Source organism: Janthinobacterium silvisoli, assembly GCF_014200725.1.
Lineage (GTDB): Bacteria > Pseudomonadota > Gammaproteobacteria > Burkholderiales > Burkholderiaceae_D > Janthinobacterium.
This window is the reverse complement of the sequence record NZ_JACHCL010000001.1, coordinates 724,650-741,507: the sequence shown is the minus strand read 5'-3', so window position 1 is coordinate 741,507 and position 16,858 is coordinate 724,650. Positions and strand designations below refer to the sequence as shown.

General features: G+C 60.4%; 11 protein-coding genes. 3 read left to right on the top strand and 8 right to left on the bottom strand.

Going from position 1 to position 16,858, the window contains the following annotated elements; genetic code table 11:
* Positions 1 to 2: 2 nt before the first annotated feature.
* The 7 genes from HDE75_RS03285 to HDE75_RS03255 all read right to left on the bottom strand — a co-directional run bounded on the left by HDE75_RS03285 (position 3) and on the right by HDE75_RS03255 (position 8,287).
* A complete protein-coding gene (locus HDE75_RS03285) occupies positions 3 to 1,223 on the bottom strand; it encodes an NAD(P)/FAD-dependent oxidoreductase (protein WP_183676236.1) in 1,221 nt (406 codons plus the stop codon).
* Positions 1,220 to 1,561 (bottom strand): nitrite reductase small subunit NirD, encoded by a 342-nt coding sequence (nirD, locus tag HDE75_RS03280; protein ID WP_183676237.1) that lies wholly within the window; start codon positions 1,559 to 1,561, stop codon positions 1,220 to 1,222. Before nirD ends, HDE75_RS03285 begins: the two co-directional genes overlap by 4 nt.
* A 9-nt stretch (positions 1,562 to 1,570) precedes the next feature.
* Complete coding sequence (gene nirB / locus HDE75_RS03275; RefSeq protein WP_183676238.1) at positions 1,571 to 4,096, bottom strand: nitrite reductase large subunit NirB; 2,526 nt, start codon at positions 4,094 to 4,096, stop codon at positions 1,571 to 1,573.
* 11 nt (positions 4,097 to 4,107) lie between these two features.
* Positions 4,108 to 5,400 carry an MFS transporter gene (locus tag HDE75_RS03270; RefSeq protein WP_183676239.1) on the bottom strand — a complete coding sequence of 431 codons (1,293 nt, stop codon included), beginning with the start codon at positions 5,398 to 5,400 and terminating at the stop codon, positions 4,108 to 4,110.
* Positions 5,401 to 5,668: 268 nt separating this feature from the next.
* A complete protein-coding gene (cobA, locus tag HDE75_RS03265) occupies positions 5,669 to 6,448 on the bottom strand; it encodes a uroporphyrinogen-III C-methyltransferase (RefSeq protein ID WP_183676240.1) in 780 nt (259 codons plus the stop codon).
* Positions 6,449 to 6,459: 11 nt separating this feature from the next.
* A complete protein-coding gene (locus tag HDE75_RS03260) occupies positions 6,460 to 7,575 on the bottom strand; it encodes a CmpA/NrtA family ABC transporter substrate-binding protein (protein WP_183676241.1) in 1,116 nt (371 codons plus the stop codon).
* A 55-nt stretch (positions 7,576 to 7,630) separates the two neighbouring features.
* Positions 7,631 to 8,287, bottom strand: a complete 657-nt coding sequence (locus tag HDE75_RS03255; RefSeq protein WP_183676242.1) for an ANTAR domain-containing response regulator — start codon at positions 8,285 to 8,287, stop codon at positions 7,631 to 7,633.
* Between the two features lie 122 nt (positions 8,288 to 8,409).
* Here HDE75_RS03255 and HDE75_RS03250 point away from each other — a divergent pair, with 122 nt between their 5' ends.
* Positions 8,410 to 9,303, top strand: coding sequence for a LysR family transcriptional regulator (locus HDE75_RS03250; protein ID WP_183676243.1), 894 nt, complete (start codon positions 8,410 to 8,412; stop codon positions 9,301 to 9,303).
* Positions 9,304 to 9,313: 10 nt separating this feature from the next.
* On the opposite strand, the gene HDE75_RS03245 is transcribed toward HDE75_RS03250, so the two are convergent.
* A complete protein-coding gene (locus tag HDE75_RS03245; RefSeq protein ID WP_183676244.1) occupies positions 9,314 to 11,035 on the bottom strand; it encodes a methyl-accepting chemotaxis protein in 1,722 nt (573 codons plus the stop codon).
* A 351-nt stretch (positions 11,036 to 11,386) separates the two neighbouring features.
* On the opposite strand from HDE75_RS03245, the gene HDE75_RS03240 reads away from it, so the two are divergent.
* Positions 11,387 to 13,540 (top strand): TonB-dependent receptor, encoded by a 2,154-nt coding sequence (locus HDE75_RS03240; RefSeq protein WP_183676245.1) that lies wholly within the window; start codon positions 11,387 to 11,389, stop codon positions 13,538 to 13,540.
* A gap of 244 nt (positions 13,541 to 13,784) precedes the next feature.
* Positions 13,785 to 16,856, top strand: coding sequence for a formate dehydrogenase-N subunit alpha (gene fdnG, locus HDE75_RS03235; RefSeq protein WP_183676246.1), 3,072 nt, complete (start codon positions 13,785 to 13,787; stop codon positions 16,854 to 16,856).
* The last annotated feature ends 2 nt before the right edge of the window (positions 16,857 to 16,858 follow it).

Genomic DNA, 16,858 nt, shown 5'->3' with positions numbered 1-16,858 from the left:
TGCTACACGGAGGCGGCTTTGCCGAACAGCAAGCGCTGGCGCATGGCGGAAATATCGCTGCGCTGCTGTATCAAATCGAAATACCAGGACCCATCGGCCACGTCGCCATACAGTACGGCGCCGGCCAGGCGGTTGTGTTCCACCACCAGCCGTTTATAAATGCCGCGGCGCGGATCGCGCAAGACCAGGTCTTCGCTGTCGGGGCCGCCGATAAAATTGCCGACCGAATACAGGTTGATGCCCGTCACTTTCAGCTTGGTGGGGCTGGCTTGCTGTACGTAGCGGCGGTGGCCGTTCCCCGCCAGATGCGCGGCGCATACCTTGGCTTGTTCCCAGATCGGCGCCACCAGGCCGAAGGTGGCGCTGCGGTGCTGCACGCATTCACCGACTGCGTACACGCGTGGATCGTAGCTTTGCAAGGTGTCGTCGACCACGATGGCGCGTTCGCAATGTAAGCCCGCTTGCTGCGCCAGCGCAATATTGGGCCGCACGCCCGCCGCCATCACCACCAGGTCGGCGGGAATTTCCGAGCCATCCTTGAAGCGCACGGCCGTGACCCTCTCGCTGCCGACGATTTCTGCTGTGTGGGCATTGAGCAGAAAGCGCAGGCCCTTCACTTCCAGCGCCTGCTTCAACAGGGCCGAGGCAGGCTTGTCGAGCTGCTGGTTCATCAGGGTATCGCTGACATGCACCACGGTGACTTCCATGCCCTGGCGCAACAAGCCATTGGCCGCTTCCAGTCCCAGCAAGCCGCCGCCGATCACCACCGCGTGACGGTGGTTTTTTGCGGCCTGCACCATCGTTGCTACATCGTCAATATCGCGAAAACCGATCACGCCCGGCAAGGCATGGCCGGGCACGGGGATCATGAAGGGCTTGGAGCCGGTCGCCAGCAGCAGCCTGTCGTAATGCACGGCCAGGCCGGAGGCGGCGCGCACCATCCTGCGCACGCGGTCGATATGCACGACAGGGTCGCCCGCATGCAGGGTAATGCCATGCTGCCCATACCATTCGCGCGTGTTGAGCATGATGTCGTCCATGCTTTTTTCACCGGCCAGCACGGGCGACAGCAGGATGCGGTTGTAATTGCCGTGTGGTTCGGCGCCAAACACGGTGATGTCATACAGGTCCGGGGTGAGCTTAAGCAATTCTTCCACCGTGCGCATGCCGGCCATGCCGTTGCCGATCACCACCAGCGATGGCTTTGCCTTAGCGTCTGTCATGCACCCACCCATACTTGGCCGTTTTCCACCTTGACGGGCCAGGTGGCCACTGAATGCTCGGGCGCTTCCAGGCAGTCGCCCGTTAGCAGGTCGAAATGCTGTTTATAGATGGGCGAGGCCACCACGATGCGCTCGCCCATGCTGCCGAGCAAGCCGCGCGACAGCACCGAAGCACCGGCATTGCCATCGTAATTATCGATGGCAAACAGACGTTCATCGCCGAGGCGAAATACCGCCACCTGCTCGCCATTGACGAGGGCGCAGACGCCCGTGTTTGGCACGATAGCGTCCAGCTGGCAAATCGATGTCCAGCGAGCATTGATTAAATCCCTGTGCATGATGGCTCCTCAGGCAGACTTGGCGATGATAGGAATGCGCTTGCGCTCTTCCACCGTGGCGGGGCGTATCTGCCCCCGTTCTTCCATGAAGACCACGTTGTTATCTTTTTCATCGCTGTTGACGAAATGGCGGAAACGCTGGCGCGTGGCCGGGTCGCTGACGGCCGCTTGCCACTCGCAGGCATAGTTGTCGACCACGTGCTGCATGTCCGCTTCCAGTTCTTGCGCGATATGGAGTTTGTCATCGATCACCACGGCTTTCAGGTAATCGAGGCCGCCTTCGAGGTTGTCGCGCCATACGCTGGTGCGTTGCAGCCGGTCGGCGGTGCGGATATAAAACATCAGGAAACGGTCGACATAACGCACCAGGGTGGCATTGTCGAGGTCGGACGCCAGCAATTCCGCGTGGCGCGGCTTCATGCCGCCATTGCCGCAGACATACAGATTCCAGCCTTTTTCAGTGGCGATCAAGCCGATATCCTTGCCTTGCGCCTCGGCGCATTCGCGCGTGCAGCCGGACACGCCAAACTTGATCTTGTGCGGCGTGCGCAAGCCCTTGTAGCGGTTTTCCAGTGCTATCGCAAAGCCGACGCTGTCGGCCACGCCATAGCGGCACCAGGTGGAACCCACGCATGATTTGACCGTGCGCAAGGATTTGCCATACGCGTGGCCCGATTCAAAACCAGCTGCGATCAGCTCTTCCCAGATCAGCGGCAATTGCTCGACCCGCGCACCAAACAGGTCGACCCGCTGGCCGCCCGTGATCTTGGTGTAGAGACCGTATTTCTTGGCCACCTGGCCCACCGCGATCAAGCCATCGGCCGTGACTTCGCCGCCCGGCATGCGCGGCACCACGGAATAGGTGCCGTCTTTCTGGATATTGCCGAGGAAATAGTCGTTCGTATCCTGCAAGCTGGCGTGCTCCTTCTTGAGCACGAAGTCGTTCCAGCATGAAGCCAGGATATTGGCCGCCATCGGTTTGCAGACATCGCAACCGAGACCCTTGCCGTGTTGCGCCAGCAAATCCTCGAAGCTGCGGATCTTGCCGACGCGCACCAGGTGAAACAATTCCTGGCGCGAGTACGCGAAATGCTCGCAGGCATGGTTGTTGACATCCATGCCCAGCTTTTTCATTTCAGCTTTCATGATCTGCGTCACCAGCGGCACGCAGCCGCCGCAAGCCGTGCCTGCCTTGGTACAGCTTTTCAGGGCGCCGATGGACGTGTTGCCATCCGCCACCGCCGCGCATAGCGTGCCTTTCGAGACGTCGTTGCACGAGCAGATTTGCGCGTTGTCCGGCAGGGCATCCACGCCCAGGCCAGGTTTGCTTTGGCCATCCGATTGCGGCAAGATCAAAAATTCCGGCGATGCCGGCAGCTCTATCTTGTTGAGCATCATTTGCAGCAGGGTGCCGTACTCGCTGGCGTCGCCCACCATCACGCCGCCCAGCAAGTACTTGCCGCAGTCGGAGACGACGATTTTCTTGTAGATTTGCTTGCGCTCATCGGTGAATTGATACGAGCGGCTGCCGGCGGTGGTCCCGTGCGGATCGCCGAGGCTGGCCACGTCCACGCCCATTAGTTTCAGCTTGGTGCTCATATCGGCGCCAGCGAAGCTTCCTTGTTCACCCAGGATATGGCGGGCGGCGATGCGCGCCATTTCATAACCGGGCGCCACCAGGCCAAAGGTCTGGCCGCCCCACAAGGCGCATTCGCCGATCGCATATACGTCCGGGTCAGACGTCAAGCAACTGTCATCGATGGCGATGCCGCCGCGCGGGCCAACCGTTAACCCGCAGGCACGCGCCAACTCGTCGCGCGGGCGTATGCCGGCGGAAAACACGATCATGTCGGCATCGAGATTCGTGCCATCGGCAAACACCATGCGGTGTGTGCCTTGCTCGCCATCGGTGATCGCCAGGGTGTTTTTTTGCGTGTGCACGGTCACGCCCAGGTCTTCGATCTTGCGGCGCAGCACGCGCGCGCCGCCTTCATCGACTTGCACCGCCATCAGGCGCGGTGCAAATTCCACCACGTGCGTGTCCAGCTGCATGTCGCGCAAGGCTTTCGCGCATTCCAGTCCCAGCAAGCCGCCGCCGATCACCACCCCTGTTTTTGAACGCTGACCGCATTCCAGCATCGCTTGCAGATCTTCGATGGTGCGGTAGACAAAACAATCCTTGCGGTCCTTGCCGGGCAGGGGGGGCACGAAGGGCGTGGAACCGGTGGCGATCACCAGCTTGTCGTAAAGCAGCACTTCACCGCTGCTGACGGTGACAGTCTTGCTTGCCAGGTCGATGGCGCTGGCGCGGGCATTGAGTTTCAACAATACATTGCCGCGCTCGAAAAAACCGGGTGGCACCAGCGACAGATCGTCGGCCGACTTGCCGGAGAAAAATTCCGACAGATGCACGCGGTCATAGGCAGGGCGCGGTTCTTCGCACAACACGGTCACTTCCAGCGGCGCACCACTATCAGCCAGTTGCTCGAGGAATTTATGGCCGACCATGCCATGGCCGATAACGATGATTTTCATGCTGATACCTTTCAAGCCGCAGCCATGGCAGCCTGGTCGGCGGCATTGCTGAAACGCACGGCAATCGCGCAGATAGCCGAGACCAGTACCAGCGCACCGAGGATGCTCAAGGTTTGCTGCACATCGCCCGTGCCTTTCATCAGGAAACCAGCCAGCACCGCGCCCACATTGCCGCCGGCGCCGATAATGCCAGTCACGCCGCCCAAAGCCTTGCGGTCGATAAACGGCACCAGCGCATAGGTTGCGCCGCAAGCCATGTGCGTGAACAAGCCAAAGCCCAGCATGGCGATCACGGCAAACGTCACGCTGCCCGCGTGGGCAAACCACAGCAAGCCCAGGCCTTCGCCTATCATCAGCATAAACAGCAGAGTGACACGGCTATTGAGGTTGCCGCGCAAGGCCAGCTTGTCGGACAGCCAGCCACCGAGGGCGCGGGCAAACAGGGCCAGCAAGCCGAAGCTGCCTGCGGCAAAGCCAGCCGATTTCAGCGACAAACCAAAGTGGTCGACGTAATACACGGCGGCCACGCCATGGATAAACAGTTCAATCCCGAAACAGGCGCCGTAGGTGACGAACAGCAGCCAGACGCGGTAGTTGGCGCTGGCCGCCTTGAAGCTGGCCCAGCCGCCTTTCTTGCCACCGTCGATGCTCACGCCATCGGCACGCAGCTGATCGTAATTGCCATCCGGCGTATCTTGCGTATAGCGCCAGTACAAAGCCGCCATCACCAGCATCAGCACGCCTGGCACCAGCAAAGCGACACGCCAGCCCATGGCTTCCGTGACGCCCAGCATTACCAGCGCACCCAGCAGCAACGGCATCAGCGCCTGCGCCGCACCTGCGCCCGCATTGCCCCAGCCGGCCGAGGTGGCGTTGGCCGTGCCGACCACGTTCGGTGCAAACATGACGGACGTGTGATATTGGGTAATGACGAAGCTGGCGCCCACTGCGCCGATGCCGAGGCGGAAGATCAAAAAGCTTTCATAACTTTGCGACAGGGCCACGCCCAGCACGGGGATTGCACCCAGCAGCAACAGCCCCGTGTAAGTTTTGCGCGGACCGTAGCGGTCGCACAGCGGCCCCACCAGCAGCCGCACGAGGATCGTGATGGCGACGGCGGCGATATTGATATTGGCGATCTGTCCCACCGACAGATGGAACTCGCCCTTGATCACAGGCATCAACGGCGCGCAGGCGAACCAGGCGAAGAAACAGACAAAGAACGCCATCCACGTCAGATGGAAGGCCCGCATCTGCGGCGTGCCCAGGGAAAAGAGATTGATGCTATTTGCTTTGCTGGCCATTTTTCGTATCCCGTTAAAAACAAAAAAGCGTCCGCCCGGCAAGGTTTGAAAAACCAAGCTGGGCGGACGCCGTTGTCCTTGCCAGCCCCTCGTTGGACCGACACTCATTGTTCAGGGGATCGCCATTGATCCGCATCTATGCTCTAGCAAACGCCGTGCCAGATACGTTGTAGGGGCTACGCAGGGTGGAGCAGGGGACTTGTGCGAAAGAAAGGCCAGATGATGGTGCGGGGATGCGCGATTGTGGTGCGATGATTGCATTGATGAATCAGCGCAAACCAGCATTGCCATAGATTTCGTGCGATGTGACTTCCTCGGCACTCCACTGATCCGCACACCGCACGACATCGCCCACCACGATAATGCTTGGACTGCCCAGCCCGCTGGCCAGCAAGGCGGCGGGTAGTTCGCCCATGGTCGTCAGCAGTTGGCGCTGGTCGCTGCGGCTGGCTGATTGCACTATGGCCACGGGCGTGTCGGGCGCCATGCCGCCGGCTAATAATCCTGCCTGGATCTGCGCGCAGCGGGCCACGCCCATGTAGATGACCAGGGTTAGCCGGCTTTGCGCCAGGGCGGTCCAGTTTGGTTCGGAGGCGGCGTCCTTGCCGTGGCCCGTAACAAATACCGCGCCCTGGCTCCAGCGGCGGTGGGTCAGCGGCACGCCGATGCTGGCTGGCGCTGCCAGGCCGCTGCTGATGCCGGGCACGACTTCAACGCTGACTCCTTGCCTCATCAGATGGGCGCGCTCTTCACCGCCGCGGCCGAACAGATAAGGGTCGCCGCCTTTCAGGCGTACGACGCGCTGGCCCGCGTTGGCTTCGGCGATCATCAGGCGCTCGATAAATTCCTGTGGCGTCGACTTGCAGCCGCCGCGCTTGCCTACTTCGATCACGCGCGCGCTAGCTGGTGCATGGGCCAGGATGGCCGGGTTGACCAGGTCGTCGATCAAGACCACGTCTGCCTGCTGCAGTGCCTTGACGGCTTTCAATGTCAGCAATTCCGGATCGCCGGGGCCGGCGCCCACCAGTGTCACGTTTCCTTGTTGCATGATGGATTCCTTTATTTGCGGATGGCGAACGAGGCAGCGTAGCGTTCGGGTTCGGTGCCATCCCATACGACGCCATCGATCAGGGTGGAGCTGCGCAGCACGTCGGACGGTAGCGGCGTAGCTGTCATTTCCGCTGCTTGTTTGTACAGGTCGATGCGGTTGACCTTGCTGGCCACGGCCAGGTAGCCGGGGTCATCCTTCAGCAAGCCCCAGCGCCGGTGCTGGGTCATGAACCACATGCCGTCTGACAAATAGGGGAAGTTGACGGCGCCGCTGTTGTAGAACTGCAAGCCATGCTGGTCTTCCCAGGCCTGGGCGGTCTTGACGTAGTGCGGCTGGCTGATGGTCTTCAGCATGGTTTTTTTATTTTCAACAGAAGCGTCCAGCCAGCGGCCCGCCTCCAGCACAGCCGCGATGAGGGCGCGGCAAGTGTTCGGGTACTTGTCGGCAAAATCGGCGGTCGTGCCCAGCACCTTGCCCGGGTGGTCGGGCCAGATGTCTTGCGTGGTGGCCGCCGTGACGCCGATTCCGTCGTGTACCGCCGTCATGCCCCAAGGTTCTCCCACGCAATACCCATCCATGCGGCCGGCGCGCAGATTGTCGACCATTTGCGGCGGCGGCACGGTCACCATGCGCACCTCGCGCAGCGGGTCGATGCCGTGCGCGGCCAGCCAGTAATGCAGATACATGGCGTGTGTGCCGGTGGGAAAGGTATGCGCAAAGGTATAAGGGCGCGGCGTGCTGCGTATCACGCCGGCCAGCGAGGTCCCATCGATGGCGCCTTGCTGCGCCAAGCTGGACGATAGCGTGACCGCCTGGCCATTATGGTTCAGATTCATCAGCACCGCCATGCCGCGCGCCTGTCCACCGATGCCCATCTGCACGCCATACATCAGGCCGTACAACACGTGGGCGGCGTCGAGTTCGCCGCTGCCCAGCTTGTCGCGCACGCTGGCCCAGGACGCTTCCCTGCTCAGTTCGATCTTGATGCCAAACTGTTCATCAAAACCCAGCAGCGAGGCCATGATCAGCGACCCACAATCGGTCAGCGGCAGGAAGCCTATCCTGACCACTTGTTTTTCCGGCCTGTCCGATCCTGCTACCCAGGCGCTCATATTGTCCGACATACCACTCCTGATCTAAAAAACGCACCGTTTCGGTGCATTGCACTATCCTGTATGCTCAGTTGCCGAGCAAATCTTCCACGTCCAGTATTCGCTGGGCAATTTCCGCCAGCTTCAATTTCTTGTTCATCGCCATACTGCGCAGCTTTTGATATGCCTGCTCTTCCGATAGCTGGTGGTGGCTCATCAGCAAGCCCTTGGCCCGTTCGATCACCTTGCGTTCGGCCAGCTTGTGTTTGGTATCCGACAACTCCGCCAGCAGTTTCTGTTCTTGCTTGAAACGCGCCAGCGCCACGTTCAGCACGGGCTGGATGCGCTCGGTTTGCAGGCCGGCCACGATATACGCGGACACGCCGGCCGCCATCGCCGCATCCATGCTGGAGGTGGTCGTGTCTTCCGTAAACAGTACGATGGGGCGGCGCTCGTCGCGGGTGGCGATGACGATATGTTCGAGCACATCGCGCGCATCCGATTCGGCGTCGATGATGATCATGTCCGGTTGCAGCTGGGCGATGCGTTCCGGCAGATAGATGTCGGCCGGCAAGGACGCGATGATGTCGTAGCCCGCTTCCAGCAAGCCGATACGCAAGGCTGCGCCGCGCTGCGCCTGGGCTTGCAAGGCGGCATCCATCTCATGGCCGGCAGCGGTGATGGTATTGACCACCACGATACGCAGCTTGTGCAAGGGCTTGGACAGGGGTGGTCTGGACGGCATGGTGTACTTGCTTGCTGGTGATATATGCCTTGAACCTAAGCAAAAATCGAACCAGAGCATTGTTTTGCTTTGACAAGCAATCTGTATTTGACTGGCAGGCCAGGGGAGCTATACATTATTGTATGAACTCGACCATTCCCTGGGAGCTGTACCATACTTTTCTTGGCGTCCTGACCGAAGGCTCGCTGTCGGGCGCGGCGCGGGCCCTGGGCATCACGCAGCCGACCGTGGGGCGGCATATCACGGCCCTGGAGAAATCCCTGAAGCTGGTGTTATTTACCCGTTCGCAAGCGGGCTTGCTACCGACCGAAGCGGCGCTGGCATTGCGCGTGCATGCCGAGGCGATGGCCAGCACGGCGGCGGCGCTCGAACGCTCGGCCGCCAGTCAGGGCGGCGGCGTGCGTGGCGTCGTGCGCATCACGGCCAGTGAAGTGGTGGGGGTGGAAGTATTGCCGCCCATAATCGCCGCATTGCGTGAACGTCATCCGGACCTGAAGGTGGAATTGACGCTCAGCAATAAGGTGCAGGATCTCTTGCAGCGGGAAGCGGATATTGCCGTGCGCATGACGGCGCCGCAGCAGGAGCAATTGATTGCGCGCCATGTGGGGCGCATCGAGCTGGGCCTGTTTGCCAGCGAGGGGTATGTGGCGCAACATGGTGTGCCCGACAGCATGGCGGCGCTGGCCCGGCATGCTGTCATCGGCTACGACCAGATGACGGCGTATGTCCGCAGCGCCTCCAAGGCCGCCACGTGGTTCAAGCGGGAATTATTTTCATTGCGGGCCGATAGCGACCTGGCCCAACTGGCCTTGATACGTTGCGGCGCCGGTATCGGCATCTGCCAGGTGCCGCTGGCGCAGCGCGCGCCAGCCTTGCTGCGCATCTTGCCCGATCAGTTTTCCATGCAGCTCGATACCTGGATCACCGTGCATGAAGACTTGCGCAACAGCCCCCGCTGCAAGGTGACGTTCGACGCCCTGGTGGCGGGGATGTTGCAACATGCGTCAGGGTCTTGATTAAACCAGCTTAAAACTCTTCCCACTCGCCATCGGCGCTGTTGCTCACCTTGTTCAACACTTTGGCGCTGGGCGTTTGTGGCGACAATAGCGGCGCTGGGGCAGCGGTTTTGCGCGCAGGGGCTGCAACCGGTGCCTGAGCGGGTTGCCGCACGGCCGGCTTGTGCTGGAAACGGCTGGCGCTGCCTGCGGTCTCGCTCAGGCGAAATACGCTGACCACGCGCGCCAGTTCGCTGGCCTGGTCCTGCATCGCTTCGGCAGCGGCCGAGGCTTCTTCCACCAGGGCGGCGTTTTGCTGGGTGACCTGGTCCATTTCGGTAATGGCCTGGTTGACTTGCTCGATACCTGCGCTTTGTTCTTCGCTGGCATTGCTGATCTCGCTCATGATGGAGGTCACGAAGCCGATGCTTTGCACGATTTCTTCCATCGTCTTGCCCGCCTTGTCGACCAGGACCGTGCCAGCGCCAACTTTTTGCACGGAGTCGTCGATCAAGCCCTTGACCTCTTTCGCTGCCGCTGCCGAGCGTTGCGCCAGGTTGCGCACTTCGGTGGCGACCACGGCAAAGCCGCGTCCCTGTTCACCGGCACGGGCTGCTTCGACGGCTGCGTTCAAAGCCAGGATATTGGTCTGGAAGGCGATGCCGTCGATCACGGCGATGATGTCGACGATCTTTTTCGACGACGTGTTGATATCGCCCATGGTGGTCACCACATCGGCCACCACCGCGCCGCCGCGGCTGGCGATGTCGGCCGCCTCGCTGGCCAGGCGGTTGGCCTGGCGCGCGTGGTCGGTATTTTGCTTGACGGTCGAGGTCAGCTCTTCCATCGACGAGGCGGTTTCTTCCAGCGAGCTGGCTTGCTGCTCGGTGCGCGAAGACAAGTCCTGGTTGCCGGCGGCGATTTCTGCCGAGGCGGTGGCGATGGTGTCCGTGCCGCTGCGCACTTCGCCCACGATGGACACCAGGCTGTCATTCATGGTTTTCAGGGCATGCATCAGTTGGCCCGTTTCGTCGCTGCGATCGACGGTGATATTGCTGCTAAGGTCGCCAGCAGCCACCGTTTCAGCCACTTTCACGGCGGCACGGATGGGGCCAGTGATCGAGCGGGTGATGCTCCAGGCAAAGCCGATGCCCAGCGCCAGGGCCAGCAAGCCCAGCTCCAGCAGCAAGGTACGCGTGCTGTTGTAGGCATCGAGCACGCTGCCAGCAACGGCGTCGGCCGCCTTGATCTGGGTGGCGGAAAACAGGTTGACCTGCTCCAGGTAAGTCACGCTGAGCGGCATGGTTTCAGTATCGAAAATATGCTTGGCCGACTCCAGGTTGCCATCGGTCTTGGCTTTTTGCGCCTGCGCGCGCGATGACAGATAGGCGGCGCGTGCTTTGCGCACCACCTCGAATTGCGCTTGCACTTCCGGACTGCGCACGGAAGCGCCTATCTTTTCCTGCAACTGGCTGGCGTTGGCCGCAGCTGTTTTCAACTGCTCGTCCAGCAGCTTTTCTTCGACCGGATCGCTCATATGGAAGGCGGCCGAACCGCGCACGATATTGGCTTCGATAATCTTGGTCCACTCGGCCACCATGCGCTGGTTTTTCAGGCTGACGTTGACCAGGCGGTCGACCAGATTACTGGATTCTTGCATGCGTACCAGGGCGGTGGTGGTCAGGGCTGCGAGCAATAGCAAGACAGCGCCAAAGCCGACACCGAGTCGGCTGCCGATTTTCAGGTTCTTCATGAATTTCCTAACAGTTTAATAATCAAGATCGCCGCGTCGCGGGACGGGCAGGCACGGTGAAGTGCGCAAGATCGGGGCTACAAGCTGCCGCGCCGGCAAGCTGTGGCGATGGGTTTGGTGCAGGGGAGGCGTGCCGCTATCGACGCGCATCCGATGGCTATCAGTATAACATTTACTTAATGAAATAGTCTCTGTGGGAAATAAAAAATGATTTTTTAGTACCATTTTCTTGTGTTGTATTTTTACATCAAGTTGCATGGTGATAGTAACTAGCGCTTATTACTGTGTAAATCTTGCTGGTAAAATCTAATGAGAATCATTCGCATTATTATTTCACCATCAAGGAACGGTATGCCGTCGCGCCACAAGCCTGCACTCTCCCTCATTTCCCTCGCCGTATTAGGCGCCTTGTCCTTTTCTGCCGTCTTGCCTGGTTTCGCCTCTGCGCAAGACAGCTTGCCCGCCGTGACTGTCACGGCCACCAAGGACAAGGATGGCTACGTAGCGCCTACCTCGAGCAGCGGCACCAAGACAGAGATGGCCTTGCGCGACGTGCCGCAATCGATCAACGTGGTGCCAGCCGCCATCATCCGCGACCAGCACGCGCTGTCGATCCAGGACGTGATGAAGAATATTCCCGGCGTGGGCTTGTCCACCGGCGACGGCCAGCGCGACCAGGTCTTCATTCGCGGCTTTACGGCCATCGGCGACCAGTTTGTCGACGGTTTCCGCGACGACGCCCTGTATTTTCGCGATCTGTCGAACGTGGAGCGCCTGGAAGTGATCAAGGGCCCGGCTGCCGTGCTGTATGGCCGTGGTTCCTCGGGTGGGCTGGTTAACCGCATCACTAAGAAGCCTGGCATCGATATCACCGACGTGGCCTTGAGCCTGACCAATACGGCGGGGCGCCGTGGCGAAATCGATGTGGGCCGCACCGGTGAAAGCGTGGACTGGCGTTTGACAGGCGCGCGCGAATTGTCCGACAGCTACCGTAACCAGCAGTTCCTGAACCGCACGGCGCTGGCGCCATCGGCCCTGGTGCGTTTTTCCAGCGATACGAAATTGTTGTTGCAAGCCGATTACCTGGAAGACCGCCGCCTGACGGACTTCGGCATTCCTTCTTACCAGGGCCGTCCGGTGGACGTCGATCCGGGTGCGTATTACGGCGCGGCCAATGCGCGCGATGCGGACTTCAGCCAATCGCGCGTGGTATCCACGGCCGCCACGCTGACGCACAGGTTCAGCGATACCTTGTCGCTGCGCAATGCCTTCCGCTACTACGACTATCACCTGGACCGCAACAACACGAATATTTCGGGCAACGTCAATGAAGTCAAAGGTCTGATGAACCTGGGCCACGCCAAGCTCAACCGTGACGAACACGGCTGGTTCAACCAGACCGAACTGACGCAAAAGCTGGTCACCGGCGACGTGGCCCACGAAGTGCTGTATGGCGTGGAGTTCGGCAAGCAGAACAAGAACGCCAACAGCTGGGCAGCGACCACGGTGGCGACCAATGTGTCGATCTTCAATCCCGTCTTGCCGCAAGTCGACCGCACGGCGCTGGGTCCGCGCAGCGATACCTTTGGCGTCTACGATACGGCGGCTGGCTATGTGCAGGATGCGATCACCCTCAATGCAGAGTGGAAGGCGCTGGCCGGCTTGCGCTACGACAGCTTCAAGCAGCAGTCGCGCCTGGCCAATGCTGCTGGCGTGACCACCGCCGACCTGTCGCGCACCGATTCGGCCCTCAGCCCCCGTGCCGGCCTGGTCTGGCAGCCGGGCGCCACCCAGTCGTACTACGCGTCGTGGAGCCGCTCGTTCCAGCCTAGTGGCGAAACCCTGGCGCTGGCCGCCAACAATGCCGACCTGGCGCCGGAAACCACGCGCAACACGGAAGTGGGCGCCAAGTATGATTTGTGGGGCGGCCGCGCCAACGCTACCGTGTCGGTATTCCGTCTGGAGCGCGACAATATCAAGACCACCGATCCGCTGACCAACTTGATCGTGCCGGTCGGCAAGCAGCGTACCGATGGCCTGGAACTGACGTTTAATGCTGACTTGAGCGGTGGCTGGAAGATGACGGCAGGCTATGCCTACCTCGATGCCGTGATCACCGATTCGATTGCCGTCGACAAGAGCGTCAATCTGCCTGGCACGACGATTGCCAGTTCGGTGCCATTCAAGGGCAAGCGTGCCACCTTGACGGCCCGCAACAGCGGCAACCTATGGCTGACCAAAGACCTCGGTTCCGGCTTCACGGTGGGTGGCGGCGCCAATGCCGTCGGCAGCCGCTTCGCCAATCCGGGCAATACGGTGATTTTGCCTGGCTATATGACGGCCGACGTGATGGCTGCTTACCGCACTGGCAAGTATGAAGTGCAACTGAACGTGAACAACATCACCGATACGCGCTACATCGTTTCCGGCCACGGCAGCAGCCCGAACCTGAGCTTGCCAGGTGCGCCGCGCAGCGTGGCGTTGACGGTGCGCTACAGCATGTAAAGAGTGAGCCTGCAGTGTGGAGGCAAAAGCTGGGCCCGGTATCCGCAAGGAGCCGGGCTTTTTTATGTCCGATAAAATTAAATAAACATTGACTAATTGCAATAATGTCAGGCGAATTCGGCTTTGGATGTGGTTGAGGAGTAAAATACGTTGATATGGCACAAGTGCATCGTTATTCCTTTTTTTAATAACGCCTGCCTGGCGCCGTAGGATTTTTTACTTATTCACATGATGGAGGCCTGATATGGTTCAGATGTCCAGGCGCCAGTTCCTCAGGGTCACTGGCGCAACCATTGCTGGTTCCAGCCTCGCCATGCTCGGTTTTGCACCGGGCCAGGCGCTGGCGGAAGTACGGCAATACAAGCTGTCTCGCACCACCGAGACACGCAATACCTGTCCTTACTGTTCGGTAGGATGTGGCGTCCTGCTGTATGGACTGGGCGATGGCGCGAAAAACGCCGTTTCCAGCATCATCCACGTGGAAGGCGATGCCGATCACCCCGTCAATCGCGGCACGCTGTGCCCGAAAGGCGCCAGCTTGATCGACTTCATCCACAGTCCTAACCGTCTCAAAGTGCCGGAATACCGCGCACCGGGCGGCACGGAATGGCAACCGATCTCCTGGGACGTGGCGCTCGACAAGATCGCGCGCCTGATGAAGGATGACCGGGACGCCAACCTGATCGAAAAGAATGCCGACGGCAAGACCGTCAACCGCTGGCTCTCCACCGGCATGCTGGCCGCGTCCGCCGGCAGCAACGAGGTCGGTTACCTGACCCACAAGACAGTGCGCAGCATGGGGATGCTGACCTTTGATAATCAGGCGCGTGTATGACACGGACCGACGGTGGCAGGTCTTGCCCCGACGTTTGGCCGTGGCGCGATGACGAATCATTGGGTCGATATCAAGAATGCCGATGTGATTTTGGTCATGGGCGGCAATGCAGCAGAAGCACATCCTTGCGGATTCAAATGGGTAACGGAAGCGAAGGCGCATAACAAGGCCAAGCTGATCGTTGTCGATCCGCGTTTTACCCGTACCGCATCCGTGGCAGACTACTACTGCGCCACGCGTACCGGCACGGACATCGTCTTCCTCGGCGCGATCATCAATTATCTGCTGACGAACGACAAGATCCAGCATGAGTACGTGCGCAACTACACGGACATGCCTTTCATCGTGCGCGAAGACTATGCGTTCGAAGACGGCCTGTTCTCTGGTTTCGACAAGGAAAAAGGCAAGTACACCGACAAGGCCACCTGGGATTACGAAATCGGCGCCGACGGTTATGCCAAGGTCGACCCGACCCTGGAGCACCCGCGCTGCGTCTACCAGATGATGAAGAAGCACTATGCGCGCTACACGACCGAGATGGTCGAGCGCACATGCGGCGTGTCGGCGGACAAGTTCCACAAGGTGGCGGAGGCGCTCGCTTCGACCGCCGTGCCTGGACGCGCCGGCACCATCCTGTACGCACTGGGCTGGACGCACCACTCGACGGGCGCACAAACCATCCGCACGGGCGCCATGGTGCAACTGTTGCTGGGCAATATGGGCATCGCCGGCGGCGGCATGAACGCCTTGCGCGGCCACTCGAATATCCAGGGTCTGACCGACCTGGGCCTGATGTCTAACTTGTTGCCGGGTTATATGACCCTGCCGAACGAGGGTGAACAGGATTTCGACGCCTTTATCGCCGCGCGCGCCACCAAGCCGCTGCGCCCTAATCAGCTCAGCTACTGGAGTAATTACCGCAAGTTCCACGTCAGCTTCATGAAGACGTGGTGGGGCGATTTCGCCACCGCGGACAATAATTTCGCCTACGACTACCTGCCCAAGCTCGACAAGCCGTACGACTTGATGCAAGCCATCGAGCTGATGCACCAAGGCAAGATGACCGGCTATATCTGCCAGGGCTTCAACGTCATCGCGTCCGCGCCGAACAAGCAAAAGGTCACGGAAGCGCTGTCCAAGCTGAAGTTCCTGGTGGTGATGGACCCGCTGGCGGTGGAAACGGGCGAATTCTGGAAACCGCACGGGCAGTACCACGAAGTCGATCCGAGCAAGATCATGACGGAAGTGTTCCGCCTGCCGACCAGCTGCTTCGCCGAAGAGCGCGGTTCGCTGGTGAGTTCTTCGCGTGTCTTGCAATGGCATTGGCAAGCGTCGGAACCGCCGGGCCAGGCGCGCAGCGACCTTGAGATCATGTCGGGCCTGTTCCTGCGCATGCGCACCCTGTACCAGAAAGAGGGCGGCAAGTTCCCTGACCCTATCGTCAACCTGACGTGGAACTATGCGCAGCCGCATAGCCCGCAACCGGAGGAATTGGCACGGGAATTCAACGGCAAGGCGCTGGTCGACCTGTACGATCCGAAGGACGCCACCAAGCTGCTGGTGAAAAAAGGTGAACAGCTGGCCTCGTTTGCGCAATTGCGCGACGATGGCACGACCACCAGCGGTTGCTGGATCTTCGCCGGCTGCTGGACGCAGGCGGGCAACCAGATGGGACGCCGCGACAATAGCGACCCGACGGGCATCGGCCAGACCCTGGGCTGGGCCTGGGCATGGCCGGCCAACCGCCGCGTGCTGTACAACCGCGCCTCGTGCGACTTGAAGGGCAAGCCTTTCGATCCGACCCGCAAGTTGATCGCCTGGAATGGCACCAACTGGACCGGCGCCGACGTGCCCGACTTCAAGGTCGACGAACCGCCGGAAAACGGCATGGGTCCGTTCATCATGCTGGGCGAAGGTGTGGCGCGTTTCTTTGCGCGCGGAGCGATGGCTGAAGGGCCATTCCCCGAGCATTACGAGCCGTTCGAAAACCCATTGGGCTACAACCCCATGCATCCGAAAAACCCGCGCGCGACCAGCAATCCGGGCGCCCGCGTGTTCGACGATGACCGCAAGATGTTCGGCACGCATGAGGAATATCCGCATGTGGCGACCAGCTATCGTCTGACCGAGCATTTCCACTTCTGGACCAAGCATGCCAAGCTGAACTCCATCATCCAGCCGCAGCAATTCGTTGAAATTGGCGAAGAGCTGGCCAAGAGCATCGGCGTGGTGGCGGGTGGCGAGGTGAGGGTCAGCTCCAAGCGGGGCCATATCATCGCCAAGGCGGTAGTGACCAAGCGCATCAAGGCTTTGATCATCGAAGGCAAGCCGGTGCATACCGTGGGCCTGCCGCTGCACTGGGGCTTTACGGGTGTGGCCAAGCCGGGGTATCTGATTAATACCCTGACGCCGGGCGTGGGGGATGCGAATTCGCAAACGCCGGAATTCAAGTCCTTCCTCGTGAAGGTGGAAAAAGCATGATG